The organism is Mesorhizobium prunaredense (assembly GCF_900156895.1).
GTDB classification, from domain to species: Bacteria; Pseudomonadota; Alphaproteobacteria; order Rhizobiales; family Rhizobiaceae; genus Mesorhizobium; species Mesorhizobium prunaredense.
The window spans coordinates 164,959-179,230 of record NZ_FTPD01000023.1 but is presented as its reverse complement, the minus strand read 5'-3'; the positions used below and the strand labels follow the sequence as shown (position 1 = coordinate 179,230).

At 60.5% G+C, this 14,272-nt stretch carries 17 protein-coding genes; 8 read left to right on the top strand and 9 right to left on the bottom strand.

Going from position 1 to position 14,272, the window contains the following annotated elements:
• Positions 1–3: 3 nt before the first annotated feature.
• Complete coding sequence (locus tag BQ8794_RS18525; protein ID WP_425293557.1) at positions 4–198, bottom strand: alpha/beta fold hydrolase; 195 nt, start codon at positions 196–198, stop codon at positions 4–6.
• A 198-nt stretch (positions 199–396) separates the two neighbouring features.
• On the opposite strand from BQ8794_RS18525, the gene BQ8794_RS18520 reads away from it, so the two are divergent.
• Complete coding sequence (locus tag BQ8794_RS18520; protein ID WP_077380030.1) at positions 397–1,050, top strand: VIT1/CCC1 transporter family protein; 654 nt, start codon at positions 397–399, stop codon at positions 1,048–1,050.
• Positions 1,051–1,140: 90 nt separating this feature from the next.
• On the opposite strand, the gene ydiK is transcribed toward BQ8794_RS18520, so the two are convergent.
• From ydiK to BQ8794_RS18500, 4 genes are all read right to left on the bottom strand, one after another.
• A complete protein-coding gene (ydiK, locus tag BQ8794_RS18515) occupies positions 1,141–2,241 on the bottom strand; it encodes an AI-2E family transporter YdiK (protein ID WP_077380028.1) in 1,101 nt (366 codons plus the stop codon).
• Between the two features lie 143 nt (positions 2,242–2,384).
• A complete protein-coding gene (cax, locus tag BQ8794_RS18510; protein ID WP_077380026.1) occupies positions 2,385–3,473 on the bottom strand; it encodes a calcium/proton exchanger in 1,089 nt (362 codons plus the stop codon).
• Positions 3,445–3,750, bottom strand: coding sequence for a potassium channel family protein (locus tag BQ8794_RS18505; protein ID WP_342188182.1), 306 nt, complete (start codon positions 3,748–3,750; stop codon positions 3,445–3,447). Before BQ8794_RS18505 ends, cax begins: the two co-directional genes overlap by 29 nt.
• Positions 3,751–3,856: 106 nt before the next feature.
• Positions 3,857–4,078 carry an aspartate-alanine antiporter-like transporter gene (locus BQ8794_RS18500; protein WP_244555035.1) on the bottom strand — a complete coding sequence of 74 codons (222 nt, stop codon included), beginning with the start codon at positions 4,076–4,078 and terminating at the stop codon, positions 3,857–3,859.
• 767 nt (positions 4,079–4,845) lie between these two features.
• Between BQ8794_RS18500 and BQ8794_RS18495 the strand changes: the two genes are divergently transcribed.
• The 5 genes from BQ8794_RS18495 (at position 4,846) to BQ8794_RS34865 (ending at position 8,815) form a co-directional block, all read left to right on the top strand.
• On the top strand, positions 4,846–5,076 hold the full coding sequence (locus tag BQ8794_RS18495; RefSeq protein WP_174654474.1) for a hypothetical protein: 231 nt from the start codon (positions 4,846–4,848) through the stop codon (positions 5,074–5,076).
• Between the two features lie 30 nt (positions 5,077–5,106).
• The gene (locus BQ8794_RS18490; RefSeq protein ID WP_077380023.1) at positions 5,107–6,504 is read left to right on the top strand and encodes a DUF3300 domain-containing protein; all 1,398 of its coding nucleotides are present in this window, start codon (positions 5,107–5,109) and stop codon (positions 6,502–6,504) included.
• A 48-nt stretch (positions 6,505–6,552) separates the two neighbouring features.
• Entirely contained in the window at positions 6,553–7,503 is a 951-nt protein-coding gene (locus BQ8794_RS18485; RefSeq protein WP_077380407.1) for a DUF2950 domain-containing protein, read from the top strand.
• A 79-nt stretch (positions 7,504–7,582) separates the two neighbouring features.
• Positions 7,583–8,359 carry a universal stress protein gene (locus BQ8794_RS18480; protein WP_143744608.1) on the top strand — a complete coding sequence of 259 codons (777 nt, stop codon included), beginning with the start codon at positions 7,583–7,585 and terminating at the stop codon, positions 8,357–8,359.
• A 117-nt stretch (positions 8,360–8,476) separates the two neighbouring features.
• Positions 8,477–8,815 (top strand): hypothetical protein, encoded by a 339-nt coding sequence (locus BQ8794_RS34865; RefSeq protein WP_143744607.1) that lies wholly within the window; start codon positions 8,477–8,479, stop codon positions 8,813–8,815.
• A gap of 147 nt (positions 8,816–8,962) precedes the next feature.
• Here the strand turns inward: BQ8794_RS34865 and BQ8794_RS18475 are convergent, their stop codons facing one another.
• The 4 genes from BQ8794_RS18475 to BQ8794_RS18460 all read right to left on the bottom strand — a co-directional run bounded on the left by BQ8794_RS18475 (position 8,963) and on the right by BQ8794_RS18460 (position 12,045).
• A complete protein-coding gene (locus BQ8794_RS18475) occupies positions 8,963–10,198 on the bottom strand; it encodes an HlyD family secretion protein (RefSeq protein ID WP_077380019.1) in 1,236 nt (411 codons plus the stop codon).
• Positions 10,195–10,749, bottom strand: a complete 555-nt coding sequence (locus tag BQ8794_RS18470) for a hypothetical protein (protein ID WP_174654471.1) — start codon at positions 10,747–10,749, stop codon at positions 10,195–10,197. The genes BQ8794_RS18475 and BQ8794_RS18470 overlap by 4 nt, the downstream gene beginning before the upstream one ends.
• A gap of 293 nt (positions 10,750–11,042) precedes the next feature.
• Complete coding sequence (gene ccoS / locus BQ8794_RS18465) at positions 11,043–11,318, bottom strand: cbb3-type cytochrome oxidase assembly protein CcoS (RefSeq protein WP_077380017.1); 276 nt, start codon at positions 11,316–11,318, stop codon at positions 11,043–11,045.
• A gap of 370 nt (positions 11,319–11,688) precedes the next feature.
• Positions 11,689–12,045 (bottom strand): cupin domain-containing protein, encoded by a 357-nt coding sequence (locus BQ8794_RS18460; RefSeq protein ID WP_077380406.1) that lies wholly within the window; start codon positions 12,043–12,045, stop codon positions 11,689–11,691.
• A gap of 312 nt (positions 12,046–12,357) precedes the next feature.
• On the opposite strand from BQ8794_RS18460, the gene petA reads away from it, so the two are divergent.
• Positions 12,358–12,918, top strand: coding sequence for a ubiquinol-cytochrome c reductase iron-sulfur subunit (gene petA, locus BQ8794_RS18455; protein WP_077380015.1), 561 nt, complete (start codon positions 12,358–12,360; stop codon positions 12,916–12,918).
• Between the two features lie 17 nt (positions 12,919–12,935).
• Positions 12,936–14,240 carry a cytochrome b gene (locus BQ8794_RS18450; RefSeq protein WP_077380013.1) on the top strand — a complete coding sequence of 435 codons (1,305 nt, stop codon included), beginning with the start codon at positions 12,936–12,938 and terminating at the stop codon, positions 14,238–14,240.
• The last annotated feature ends 32 nt before the right edge of the window (positions 14,241–14,272 follow it).

Sequence of the window (14,272 nt, the reverse complement as noted above, 5' to 3'; positions counted from 1 at the left end):
TATTCACTGGGCGGTGGCGGCCTGCTCGATGAGGTCGGCAATGGCCTGCGGTCTCGAGACATAGACTGCGTGGCTGCCGGCCGTTTCAACAACGGTAGATCCGGCGCGTTCAGCCATCATGCGCTGTGCAGGCGGCGGGATCATGCGGTCGTCCGTCGCGACGAGGTAGTAGCTAGGTGTTTGATCCCGGACTTTAATGGCGCATCATTGCCATCCGAATCAAAGGATGCGCTATGGGACAGGTTCTACACCGCCGCGCCACCAGGCTGAAGCGGAGCCACTCGTTCGCCTCTGCCCAAAGCACGGGAACTCGGCAAGCGGAATTAGACTCCAAACGGAAATCGCTTGCTGTAAGGTGCGATTGCTCAAGTGTTGTCATGTGCCGGTTGTCCTGCCATGAACGGTCCCGATCCCGTTAGACCCGTGCTCGACCCCATCGACCGTCTGTCGGAGGTAATTTTCGGACTATTGATGGCGCTTTCCTTCACAGGCACCATGAGCGTCGCGGTTGGCGAAGGCGACAAGGTGGGGGTCGTGCTGATGGCTGCCCTGGGCTGCAACCTCGCTTGGGGAATTGTCGACGGCGTCATGTTTGCCTTGACGACAGCTGTGGAGCGGGTGAAGCGCCTAAATTTCCTTGAGGCCATCCGCGTCATGCCCCTGGCAGAGGCGCGGCGCGTCTTCCTCTCCGAGTTGCCGAAGGACGTCCGCCTGGTCACATCCGAGGCCGACGCCGAAAGTATCGTCACGCGCATCAGATCTCTTCCAGCATCCGACAATCGGCGCATTGTGAACATTCGGGATGTCAGAGCTGCAGTTTCAATCTGCTTGCTGGTCGTCGTATCGACGCTTCCACCCAGCATGCCGTTCCTGTTCATCGACGATCTGCCGACGGCGATGCGCGCGTCGAACGCGGTAGCCGTCGCCATGCTGTTTTTGATCGGCGCACGGCTCGGCAAATATATGGGCAGAAGCCCTTGGCCGATGGCTCTGGCCATGGCGGCAATCGGTAGCGTCTTGGTAGTTACGACTATAGCGCTTGGAGGGTGAACTGCCGGGCGTGCGCATTGAGTCCATCCTACTAGCCGATTTGGCTCGCGGCGCTGCCGCCTAGCTTAAAAGCAGCAACGCGTGCCGGCTTCATCGCGTTTCCCCAGGAGGTTCTCTATCATCGCCATCCGCCATCCACGCATTGAGCAGCGTGTAGGCGACCGCCAGAACCGTCGGGCCTATGAAAATGCCCAGTATGCCAAACGCTACCAGGCCGCCGATGACCCCGGCCAGGATAAGCAGCATAGGCAAGTCGGCGCCTCTGCGGATGAGAACAGGGCGAATAAATTGATCCATTGTCGCGGCGACGATGGTAAAGGCCAGCAACACCGTCGCCCAAAGCGTGTCGCCCGAATAATACATCCAGATCACTGCCGGAGCCATTACCAGGACCGGACCGAGCTGGATCAGACACAAAATGAAGATCAATGCCATGAGCACGGCGGCATAAGGCACGCCGGCCACGGCCAGCCCGATACCCGCTACAGCGCTTTGCGCAACGGCGGTAACCACTACGCCTAAGGCCACACTTCGGATCGCCTGGCCGGCTAGCTTTACCGCGGTCTCTCCACGAACGCCGCCCAGCCGGCGACCGAAGAGAATTGCGGTGGCGGCGGCCCGTTCACCGCCCGAATACATGATCGCGGCAATCGCGGTCGTCAGCAGGAAATGTATGAACATGCCACCCAAACTTCCGGTGGCTGACGCGAACCAGTAGGTCAGCGTTCCGGCATAAGGGGTCAGTCTTTGGACCAGTTCCTGAACGCCCGCCGAGTTCAGTTTCTGCCATGCTTCGGCAGCGCGTGCTCCAACCAGGGGCACTCCCTCCAGCCAGTTGGGTGGCGGTGGCAGTCGCATCGACAGGATAGTCCGGACCAGGTCGCCAACCTTGTCGATGTTCGCGATGACAGTGCTGAGCGCCAGCCAGAAGGGCACGATCACAAGCAGCAGCAAGGTCAGCGTCATGATCAGGACGGCAAGGCCGCGGCGGTTGCCGGTATGGCGCTGCAACCAGAGCATGAGCGGCCAGGTGGCAAGCACCAACGTCGTGGCCCATACGATCGCCGGCAGAAACGGCTGCATCACCCAGACGCTGGCGATGAGAAGACTGCCGATGAACACCACCGCCAGCGTCACGCGGGTGAGATCCTGACGAGGATGGACGAGAGGAGGCGAAACGTCCGAATCCATTATCTGCCCTCCCAACGCCGCTCGCCTATCTTCTCACGTCATGTTCTCCAAGTCCGCTCCTGGCGCGCCCAAACCTGCGGTCAGCCCATCCTTGGTGTTCACCTCAGGTATTCGCCCTGACGGAACCACGGCCCGCTACCTGCCTAGATTTGCGGTGGCAGAAGGTAGATCGTCATGGCGAAGATCAGATAGACCATCAGCAGGAGCACTCCGACGAACCATGCGGAACGTCCGTTATTGGTCATCAGAAATGCCGTTATCGTCGCGATAAGCACCATGACGACCGCGCCCGGCCAGAACAGAAGGTCCATCGGAGCAGGGCCGATGACATAGCTGAGGAGCACCATCATCGGGGCAACGAAAAGCGCGATCTGTGATGCGGCCCCAAGCGCGATGCCCACGCTCAGGTCCAGCCGGTTCCTTCGCGCGCCGGCAAACGCCGCCGCCATCTCGGCGGAACCGCCCACCAACGCAACGACGATGAAACCCACGAAGGCGGGGGTCATGCCGAACGCGACCGCAGCCTCCTGCACCGACTCGACGAACACTTCGCTTACCAGAGCAACAAGCACTGTCACCGCTGCCAACGTTCCGAGAGCCAGGCCCATCGGCCACGCTTCGCCTTCTTCCGCATGGGCTGTTCCGCTGAAAAGTTCTCGATGGGTCTTCAGTGAGAAGACCAGGCCCATCGCGTAGGCGCCGATGAGCAGCACCGACAATCCAACGCTCAACTGCTGGGTGAACGCGGACGTGGCAACGGAATCGACTTGCGCCACCATGGACGGGGTCACCATCGCGATCGTAGCGAGGAACAGCAAGCTGGTTTGCAGCCTGGCGCTGACCCTGTTGTACTCCTGCACATGATACTTGATACCGCCTAGCAGGAACGAGGCGCCCAACATGAACAGAGTATTGGCGACGATTGCTCCGGCGATAGAAGCCTTCACCAACGTGTACTGGCCGGCTTGCAGCGCAGCCAGCGCAATGACCAGTTCCGTCAGGTTTCCCAACGTGGCATTCAGCAGCCCGCCGACCGCATCGCCCGTCTTGGACGCGACCGACTCGGTAGCCGCGCTCAGCAAGGTGGCCAGCGGTACAATCGCCAGCACAGAGAGCACAAAGAGCAGCGTGTGCGCTTCCGGCTCCAATTGCCGGACGACGAATACCACCGGAACAAACGCCAAAAGCCAGAGAACGACGTTGCTACGGATCTCTTTGATCAAGGGGCCCATTTCCAGCCTCATTCAGGAGATTGCGCTCAGCCGCCTTCAGCGCCTGCACGGCGACCGCCGCAACGAGGCCTGTCATCACTATGCCGGCAAAACCAATTGCTATCGCCAGTAACCGCGTCAGAAGGTGCTGCGGCGAGAAATCGCCGTAGCCGATCGTAAGACCCGTCACGAAGGTGAAGTACAGAGCTTCGTCGACGCGCCAATTTTCAATACGCCCGATGATCAGCCCGCATCCCGCCATGGCGAGAAGGATGCCGGAGAAGATCGGCCAGACCACGCGAAGCTGCTGCACGAGCGCATAAAAGAAGCTGCGTCTCAACTGCCGCGATCGGGGCTTGCCGAGTAATCCTACTGCCACCGAAGTCCCTTTCTCAGGTCGGATTTCAGTTCGCCATCACGCCCACGATCACCGTCCCCCAGGTTGTGAGCAGGATGTGGACGATCGGAACCGCCGGCGTATAGCCAAGGACGGCAACCGGACTACCCGAGCGGTCCTGCACCGCCGCCATGCCGGCGGTCATGGTCTGCGCCCCAGCCAGTCCTCCCAGGAGCAGTATGGGGTTCATACGGAGCAGGTAGTGCCCGAGGTACAGTCCCGGCCCCACCGAAGAGAGGGAAGCGCATACGCAGATGCCCGACAACCAGTCCTGCCAGCAGCGCCCTCAGCGACGGAGAAATCGTGATCCCAAGCTGCCTAACGATGACGGCTGCAATGGGGGTCGCTGTCACCGCTCCTAAGCCGAGATCTTCATACATAAAGGGGCAGAAATAATAGCAAATGGCTAGAGACATGAAGGTCAATATTTCAGGACAGCTGCGAAGCGTGCTCACGAACCCATTCAACCATGATACCCTCCTGATGCAGGTTCAATACTAGAACAAGCGGCCAGAAGTTCTCCGATTGCTTCCGCCGCTAAGATAAATTGTACGAAAATTGTCTAAATGAAACCGCTGATTGTAATGCCAGTTAATCTGAAGTCGTACAATACACCCTTGCGTGCCTGATTCAAGGTGTTATCATGTGTGTCTAAAAACTGCGCGAGAAAGTAGTTTAACAATAGAGAGTTGAGGGCCATTGAAGGGGTGTTCCTGTGGCGCATCAATTTTCCAGTGAGTTTGGCTCTGTTCCGAGCTTGAAGCGACGGCTCACCCCGTGTGACCGGTTAAACCATACCGATGCCGCGCAAACGGTTTCCAGTGCAAGCCATATTCGCGAACGCTCCAACAGCGGTGGCGCGGGCGGAATGCTGGACAGATGCAGATCGGACGCGCAAGGACTGCCTCTGGATGTTCAGCCCATCGCGAATTTTGCGGCTTACTATCGGAACCCCTCGATTTCGAATTCTGGCTGCGCAAATACCAAGGCGAGGAAATGGTCACATGGCTGAAGAAGAATGTTCATCCGCTGGACGACCTGGTCTATCGCCTGGCGGAAAACCACTCGATCGTGCTGCTCAATGGCGGGGGTTTCGATGCTCCCAACTGGAGCGTGCGTGTCTCCTTTGTCAATCTCCAGGACGATATCCATGACGACATAGGTCGCGCCGTACGCGCGGTTGGGCGGAGCTACGTCGACACTTTCAACACCGTGCAAAAGAAATAGCTCGGCGATCGCTACCGTAGGAGCAGCCAGATGACCCATTGTTCCAGGTTCGGCCTCGTTTCAGTCGGCCTTGCGGCCCTTCTGCTTCTTTCCGCGCCGTTCGGTGCGCCTGCCTACGGCCAGACCCCCACGCCCACTCCCCGACCGGCGGTCGACAGCGAACCGGCCGCCGCCACCGAGGAGCCTGCTCCTCTCACGCTCGACGAATTGAAGGTTCTGACCGCGCCGATCGCGCTTTATCCTGACGATCTCGTCGCGCTCACCATCGCGGCGTCGCTCTATCCGTTGCAGATCGTGCAGGCGGCCCGCTTTCTCGACGAAAAGGCGAAGTCTCCCGACCTCGAGCCGAGCGACAAATGGGATGGCAGCGTGATCTCGCTGCTCAACTATCCCGAGATCGTGAAGATGATGAACGACGATCTCGAGTGGACCGAGCAGTTGGGGGCCGCGGCCGCGAACCAGCAGAAGGATCTGCTCGTGGCCATCCAGCAGTTGCGCGACGAGGCCGTGGCCAAGAACTACTTGAAGACGACGGAACAGGTGCAGGTTGTCAACGAAGGCGACCATGTCGTTATCAGGTCTGCTGATCCGCAGACCGTCTATATCCCGACCTATCCCCCCGAAATGCTGTACGAGCCCGACTACGTCATAGCGGGCGACCCGATCGCCTACGACCCGTACCCCTCCTACTACTATCCGACGGCGCCCTACTGGGCCGCGCTTGCCACCGGTGCGATGTGGGCCGCTGTGGTCGACTGGGACGACTGGGGAACCTGGGGCGGAGACGTGGATCTCGACGTCGATATCGGCGACAACATCGATATCGATTTCGACAATATCGACATCGACAATATCGACATCGACAGACTGAAGGACCTCGATCTCAAGAACATCGACCGCGACAAGATCAATCTCAAGAACGCGAACATCGACCGCGACAAGCTCAAGCAGAACCTGAAGAGCAAGGACTTCAACAACATTGCCAGCAAGGCCAAGGACCGCCGGGAGTCGGGCAAGGGCAAGCAGGCGCGGGCGCATGACCTCAAGGGCAAGGATGTCCGCAAGAACGTCGCCGAAGGTTTGAAGGACCGGCCGCAGGCCAAGCTGCCGAAGTCGGGGACGAAGCGGCCCGATGCAAAACGCGTCTCGGACCAGCACAGGAAGGCGAAACCGGCGGCCAACAAACCTGCGGCCAAGAAAGTCGCCCAGAAGAAGTCCTCCAGGAAAAAGCCGGCTGCGCGCGCCGACAATCGTCCGCGCAAGCCTTCGGCGATGGGAAATCCGCGGCCCGGCAGGGTTGCGACCAACCATTCGAACCGCGGCGCCTATAGCCGGGGTGGCGGCCATCGCCAGGTACAGAGCAGAGGTGGAAGAGGAGGGGGCGGAGGCGGACGAGGCGGAGGCGGACGAGGGGGAGGACGCCGGTAGCAACTGCCGTATCGTGTGCGACATCCGGTTTATTTCAGGAACATGATCATGATCCGATACCTCATTACCGCAACTCTCGCACTTTCGCTCGGCGTTCCCGCACTTTCGACCGGCGGCGCCCAGGAAGCACAGACCAGCACCACGCAGGATTTCGATGCCTTCATCGGCGAGACGCCCACGCCGTTCGCAACAGTCGACGAACTCGTCGAGGCGTTCCGCAAAGCGCTGGAGGAAGATGACAAGGAGGCCGTCGCCTCGCTTCTCGGACTGTCGCCCAGCGAAGTGCTGAAGTCGAAGGAAGTGGAGGCGAGCTTTCCGGAAATCCGCGAAGAGGCGGCGAAGGCCATCGCCGTCAAGGAACTGGCAGCCGACCGCCGCTCGCTTCTTCTTGGTAACCAGGTATGGCCGTTTCCATTCCCTGTCGTGCAGACAGAGGGCAAATGGGCGTTCGATACCATCGCCGGGCTGGAAGAAGTCATCAACCGCAGGATCGGCGAGAACGAGCTGACCACCGTCGCCAACCTGCGCGCCTATGTCGAGGCCCAGGAGGATTACAAGGAAACCGACTGGGACGAGGATGGCGTCGGCGAATATGCTCAGAAGTTGATCAGCACGCCCGGGACATATGACGGGCTCTATTGGGAACCCGGCGACGGCGTGCCGGAAAGCCCATTTGGTTCGCTGATCAGCCAGGCCGAGTTGGCGACGGCCGCCGAGGACGGCTATTTCGGATACCGCTACCGCATATTGAACGGTCAAGGCGCTAACGTCGCCGGCGGCCAGTACGACTACGTCATCAACGGCAACATGATCGCCGGCTTTGGGCTGATCGCGATGCCTGCCGAATACGACCGCACAGGCATCATGACCTTCGTCGTAAACCAGTACGGCACAGTCTACGAAAAGGATCTCGGGCCCGATACGGCGGCGCTCGCCGAAAAGATCACGGCGTTCGATCCCGATGACGGTTGGGCCGTGGTCAACGATCCGGGCGAGTGAGCGGACCCATGCACATCCCGGATGAGTGCTTTGGGACTAGATGGCCTTCGCGTACCCTGCATTCAGAAGGAGGCCCCTAGTGAAAACGATAGCCCTGCTTCCTGTTATCACCTATCCCGAACCCAACCCTGAAATGGTAGTGCCCAGGGCGGTCGCGATGGCGGCGGCCCTCGGCGCGCAACTGCATGCGTTGGCCATAAACGTAGAGATCCGAAACATCTCGAATGCGCTGTCGCGGAGGCTGGTCGACGTCCCCAAAATGACGCGGGAGGCCGAAGCGCTGTGCCGGGATCGCGGCGAAGCGTTTCTAGCAAAGGTTGTGCTGGAAGCGAAACGGGCAGGCGTGGACTCAACCACAGACGCGGTCGCGTCGAACGCTCCCTTGCTGAATGACACCGCTGCAATTCAAGCGCGTTACTATGATCTCGTTCTCTGCGCCTGGGAGGCGAACAACCCCACGAGCAGGACGACCGCGCAGGCCATTATCTTCGGGTCGGGAAGGCCGACGATCCTTCTGCCAGAGGTCGAGCCTGTCACGAAGCTGCACAGCGTTGCTATTGCCTGGGACGGCAGCCGTGTTGCGGCTCGCGCCGTGGCGGATGCACATCAGGTGTTGCGCCGCGCTTCCAAGATTACGGTGCTCACCGTGACGGGCGAGAAGTCCCTGCAGGAGACGGACGCCGCCCGACGCTTGGCTCAAGGGCTGAACCTACGCGGGCTGTCAGCCGAGGCCATGCCATTCGTATCCGAGGATTGCCCGGTCGAGGTGTCGCTTCAGGAGCGAGCGATCGAAATCGGCGCCGACCTGATGATCATGGGAGCGTTCGGTCACACCAGACTGAGGGGCTGCCGATAATGCTTTCGCATTGATCGTGTCGGTGACGAGTGGCGAAGCGCCATCGAGCTTATTCGGAACCGGGTGGTCAAGGAACGGCAATCAATGGTGTATATTTGGCCTAGGAAGGATATTCGCATGAAGGCTCGTTGGCTATTTACAGGAACAGTTTTCGCTGTCATTGCGCAATCGTCGCTTGCCTGCATGTATAGCCCTGAAGCACATGCCCAAGAGGGATCGTTCGAGGACTTTCCTTTCTTGGTGCGTTGTGAATTAAGCGGCATCGTTCGTGCTTACTACTTGTCCAAAATTGGTCCAGACGGGGTTGCCGTTTATATAACCCCCGACAATCAGGCCGGCACAATCACCATCCGAGGCAAGGCCGAGCCAGTTGGCGGAGATTGGTCGGGAAGTTGCGCCGGAAAAACACTTGAGGAACTAAGGTCGGCAGGCCAAGCGTATGACTTGCCGCATTGATCCCTTGAGACGTCGTTGTTGCTCCGCGTTATGTCGGTTCAAATCCCGTTCCATTTAAGCACGAACGGCCATAGCGAGCTTAAGATCGCACTTTGGTGCACATGACGGTATTTCCTTTGGCCGCATGTTCGACGGCGCGTCGGTTCCTCAATGCCCGCCCGAAAAGACGAGTGTTTGCACCGGAAGAAGGAGCGCCTGGAATCTCAATATGATCGCATGCACCAGCCCGACCGTATCTATGACGTGCAGGAACAGCCAGTGCGCTGTGCCCAAATCTTCCTCGGCAAGTCGGTCGTGATTGTTGGTGTAGGCGTTGGCGATGCAACTGCTGCCTGGAGGCACGCCATCGAACCCTCCCGCGAACAGCGGCTCCAGAAAGACGGTGATCGTTCCGGGCCGGACCACCTGTTGGGCGTCGATCAACTGATCCGACGCCCGAACCTGACCGGTCGCGATGAGATCCTGAACCTCGGTGACCACCATCGGAATGATCGTCAGAGGCATCGAAATACAAGTCGCTTCGGCAACCATGCCGACCTTCATCACCTGGGCTTCGAGCTGGCTGAAGCCCCCTATAAGAGCCTTCCGTCCGGCTTCCGCCGGTATCAGAACGCCGGCGGGCCGCATAAAGGGATTGACGATGTCTCCCTTGCGCAGGGTGAATTGCTCCAAAGTGCCGGCGACCCCGGCGTAGACGACGGTCTTGTCCAGTTCGACCTGGGCCTGGGCAAGCGCCGCCTCGGCGCTCTTTTTCTGCGCCGGCAGCACGGACGAAATCTGTGATTCGACTGACTGCTTGCTCGCCACGACGGCGGAAACGGCGGCCTGCCGCCCTTCCACGATATTGGCGAGCCTCTCGATCTCGCGCTGCGCGACAGTGCTGGCGTTTCGCCGTTGAAGCTCGCTCTTGGTTTCGAATTCGTCCAGGGCCTGCTGATAGGCGCTCTGCGCTTCCTGAATGCGGGCGTCGGCCCCAACCAGTTCGGTCTTGGCCAATTCGAAACCAGCGTCTATCTCCGATATGCGCCGTCGCGCGGTCTCGAGCGCCGCTTCCTGCTCCGAGCTGTCAAGCCTGAAGATGCGCTGGCCAGCCTCGACCTTGTCCCTTATGCCCACATAGACTTCCTCGACGCGGCCGGAGCCTTCGGGGAGGATGGGAATGGTGCGAAAGAACGAAATCGCACTCGACGTCGACGGATGATAGTAGAGAATGAGCGTCAGCAGAATCACTGTCAGAGCTATGCACGCCGTTATTCCGTATCGCAGCTCATACCATACAGAATAGAGCGTGATCTCGTGACCAATCCTCTTTCCCTGTACGAAGCGGCGGACGAGAAAATCGGGCAGGACGGTCAGGACCGAACAAAGCAGAACTTCGATCATCGTTCATGACCTCCCACTGACACCGGCTGGCGCTGATGGCGGTCGGACGGCTCCGGCGCATGCGTCTTGGCGATTTCGTCGCGGGGGTCGCTTCGGGCTTTCTCCAAGGGGGTCGGAGGAGGTACGGCCTCCACTTTGACCGGCGTATAGTTGGCAAGCACCTCGGGAGCCGGCTCAGACGGCGCCTCCGCGGCGGGGGATCGAAACCGCCCCGTCGCCATCCTGGCGAGCGAGTCGGCCATGCTGGCCAGGGGCGTCCAGAAGTCGGGCACGGGGACGAGCGCCAGAAACAGCGCCCCAATCCAGAACGCATGGATGTGGGTGAACAACGCCAGCAGCGACAGCACCGCCACCAGCTGGAACTGGATCTGACTGCCGCCGTGGGACATGCGCTCCGGCAAGGAATGGAGCCAGAAGTACAAACTTCCAATCCCCATCACGGCCAGCACAAGGAAGATGACCGACCCCGTGAACAACACATCGGTCTCGCCGGGGGCCGTTATGAAAGGCGGAAGATGATGCGGCGCCGCCGGATGCATTGCCACGGACATGCCTGCCACTCCCCAATTTCGCTCGTGCGAGGACGCCCGAGCACTAGGCGCAGCAACGTCCAGCGCCCAAACTTAAGGATACTCCGTCCGCATCCGAATGCAACTGAAGAGGCCAGCAGTCGCGGAGCCGCCGCCCTACGCAGGATAGCCATCTCGTTGCTATAGCAATGCCAAGGCGACCGCCAGAAGGCTAACGACCAAGGCGGCGAGGCTTGGGACAAGCACGGCGGCTCCCGAGTAGAAAGCCAACGCCGCCACCCAGTCGTACGGCCTGTCACCAGCTTGAGACATTGTCAAACCCTTCCGTCCGTTCTGTCCGTTCTGCTCCTTGAGAAAACGCCGTCGGCGGTCGGCGCCTTCCCGCCCTTGGGGCGAGCCTCATGAGCGGCCGCCTCGCTTTTCCACCCATACTGACGAAGGGGAACGTCCGCGGCGTCTGAAACCAGCACCCTTTCGGCGGCTCCGTCGAGATCTTCATATTGGCCGCTGCGCATCGACCACAGGAACGCCGCGAGACCCGCGACGCCCATGCCCAAGGCAATTGGAACAAGCCAGACGAGATAGTTCATGCCGCCTCCGCCAAGTCGAGCCTGCGAAGAGCCGGAGATCCTGCGGGCGGAGGCTCGCCCGGAAGGCGCAATGCGTTGCCGACCACGAGAATCGATGATGTCGACATGGCGACAGCGGTCATAAGGGGCGTAACATGGCCCGCTGTATGGGCCGCGACAACATCTGGCACTGATCCGGAAGTGGAGGTTTTCCGAAATCTGCGGAATGGCAGTTTCTAACGTGGTCGGCGTGATAGCGGATAGGCAGCAAGCCACCAAAGCGGTTGTCAACCTCGGGTACCAAGCGTCAGATTTTTACCACTAGTTCGACCATGATCTTTTCCGGTTTCCGGTTTTCGCTGACGCGGAACCTTCGGTTCGTGATCATGGCCTACTCAAGCCATTCGGTGATGAAGCTGCCGTTTTCGTGGATGTCGGTGGTCTCCAGCGGGCCTGGGCCGAGATTGGTGAATTTGTGCGGCGTGTTCGGCGGCACGATCAGGATCTGGCCGGCCGACGCCTCGATCTGCCGGTCGCCGACGGTGAACAGCCCGGTGCCCGTGCGGATGATGAAAATCTCGCAATAGGGATGCATGTGCAGCCGCGGGCCGCCGCCAGTCTCCGGCAGATAGTTGAAGATCAGGCAGCTTCTGGAGCCGTAGGCGCCGCACTGCAGTTCGCCCTGCCAATGGTCGGGCCAGCGGTCGGGCGTCCCGGCCCATTTGTCGCGATCGATGACATGCGCCATGCGCCGAGCATAGACCGGGGCCGCGTCTTCTGTCGAGGCAACGCAGGCGCTGCTTCGCGGGTTGATTTCGGTCGTTTTCGCCGTGTTCGACATGTGCCCGTCGCCACGCCGCCCGCCGTCGAATTGCGTCCCCGCGACAATCTGCCCTTGTGCCTTCACCCGTCTGGACAAAAACGGGCTTCACGCATAAACCGAAGTCCAATTGCCGGAGGAATTCGCTAGCCTGTTCGCCATGCGCTGTCGGGTTGGCGTGAAAGAGCGGGGAACAAGCCTCGGCCACCGGCACGGAAGAGGCGAAAGGATCAGGCACCCGTGAGCGCAACCGACATCCAGGATCCCAACCGTCGTGATTTTCTCTACGTCGCCACGGGCATGGCCGCGGTGGTCGGCGCGGGTGCCGTCGCCTGGCCGTTCATCGACCAGATGCGCCCGGATGCCTCGACGCTGGCGCTGGCCTCGGTCGAGGTCGACGTCTCCTCGCTGACGCCGGGAACGTCGCTTGTCGTGAAATGGCGCGGCAAGCCGGTGGTGGTGCGCAACCGCACCGAACAAGAGATGAAGGACGGCGAGGCCGTCAATCTGGCTGAGCTCAAGGATCCGCTCGCCCGCAACGCCAATCTGCCGGCCGATGCACCGGCGACCGACGCCAACCGCACCACGCCGGGCAAGGAGGCCTGGATGGTGATGGTCCAGGTCTGCACCCATCTCGGCTGCATTCCGCTCGGCCAGGAAGGCGAGTTCGGCGGCTGGTTCTGCCCGTGCCACGGTTCGACATACGACACCGCCGGCCGCGTCCGCGGCGGACCGGCGCCGGAGAACATGTCGGTGCCGGTATTCCAGTTCATTTCCGACACCAAGATCCGTATCGGCTGAGGCGAGGGGACATTTCGATGAGCGAGGGACACTCGACCTATACGCCCAAGACCGGTATCGGACGCTGGGTCGATGCCCGCATGCCGCTGCCGCGGCTGGTCTATGACAGCTTCGTCGCCTATCCGGTGCCGCGCAACCTCAATTATGCGTGGACCTTCGGCGGCATCCTGGCGCTCATGCTGGGTGCGCAGATTCTGACCGGCATCGTGCTGGCCATGCATTATGCGGCGGACAGCAGTCTCGCCTTCGATTCGGTCGAGAAGATCATGCGCGACGTGAATTCGGGCTGGCTGTTGCGCTATCTGCATTCGAACGGCGCGTCGTTCTTCTTCGTCGCCGTCTACATCCACATCTTCCGCGGCCTCTACTATGGTTCGTACAAGGCGCCGCGCGAGCTTCTGTGGATCCTCGGCTGCATCATCTACCTCCTGATGATGGCGACAGGCTTCATGGGCTATGTGCTGCCCTGGGGACAGATGTCGTTCTGGGGCGCGACCGTCATCACCGGCTTCTTCACCGCCATCCCGCTGGTCGGCGAATGGATCCAGCAGCTTCTGCTCGGCGGCTTCGCTGTCGACAACCCGACGCTGAACCGTTTCTTTTCACTGCACTACCTGCTGCCGTTCATGATCGCCGGCGTCGTCGTGCTGCATATATGGGCGCTGCATGTGGTCGGCCAGTCAAACCCGACCGGCATCGAGGTCAAATCGAAGACCGATACCGTCGCCTTCACCCCTTATGCGACCATCAAGGACGCGTTCGGGATGCTGGTGTTCCTGTTCATCTTCGCCTATTTCGTCTTCTACTTGCCGAACTTTCTCGGCCACCCGGACAACTACGTTGTCGCCGACCCGCTGAAGACGCCGGCCCACATCGTGCCGGAATGGTACTTCCTGCCGTTCTACGCGATCCTGCGCGCCATCACCTTCAATATCGGGCCGATCAACTCCAAGCTCGGTGGCGTGCTCGCGATGTTCGGCTCCATCGCCATGCTGTTCCTGGTGCCGTGGCTCGACACCTCGAAGGTGCGCTCAGCGGTCTACCGGCCCTGGTACAAGCTGTTCTTCTGGCTGTTCGTGATCGACGCCGTCCTGCTTGGCTGGCTGGGTTCGCAGCCGGCCGAAGGCAGCTATGTCTTCATGGCGCAGATGGCGACATTGTTCTACTTCGCCTTCTTCCTGGTCGTGCTGCCGGTGCTGGGCCTGATCGAAACCCCGCGGCGGTTGCCGAACTCGATCACCGAGGCAGTTCTCGAGAAGAACAAGGCTGGCGGTGGCGGGCATCCGGCTCGCGCGACAGCCGCGCCGGAAACCAAGGGCTGAGCATGACCCCGAAAAGTGGAGACCGGTTTTCG